1 pseudogene is annotated in these 550 nt (G+C 68.5%); it reads right to left on the bottom strand.

What is annotated here, in order from left to right:
- Nucleotides 1-550, bottom strand: a pseudogene (locus MOV75_RS41330) (hypothetical protein); the annotation flags it as partial.

Raw genomic sequence — 550 nt, 5'->3', positions numbered from 1 at the left:
AAGCCGCTCGCCGTCATGGAGCTGAAATGGTGGCCGCGGGCGCTATGGGCCGTCCCGCTTCCGGTCTGGTCGGCCCCGACCACGATCGTCACCGGCCGTGCTCCGAGCACTGCGCGCGCCAGGAACAAGGCGTGGAGCTGAGAGTCCGTGCCGGAGGGCGAGAACACGACATCGACGCGCGGCGGCAGCTGGAGATGGCCGCGCAGCTCGTCCCGCATGTCCTCGCAGCGCGCATCGAAGGCGATTTCAACCTCGTCGAACAGGCATTTGTGCATCAGCTCTTCGCGCGCCAGCGCGGCACGGTCATAGGCCGCTTGCGAGATCGTCGACGCGGTCGAGGAGGCGAAATTCCAGATCTCCGGCTCCGGCGAGGCCGCGCAGCCGTAGCCGTTGACGCGATCCCCGGCGTCGAGCGCCAGCCGCGGATCTCCGCCGGAGACGAGCAACGTGTCGAGCGGTGTGAAGAGATCGCGCAGGCGATAACGCGAACCGTCGGATGCGCGGTCCGGTTCTGACAGACGGGATGCGCCGGCGCTCATCCCGGCAGGCT

This window comes from Bradyrhizobium sp. PRIMUS42 (assembly GCF_023006515.1).
Taxonomy (GTDB): Bacteria; Pseudomonadota; Alphaproteobacteria; order Rhizobiales; family Xanthobacteraceae; genus Bradyrhizobium.
The sequence above is the reverse complement of the archived record's forward strand: the minus strand, read 5'-3'. Positions and strand labels throughout refer to the sequence as shown.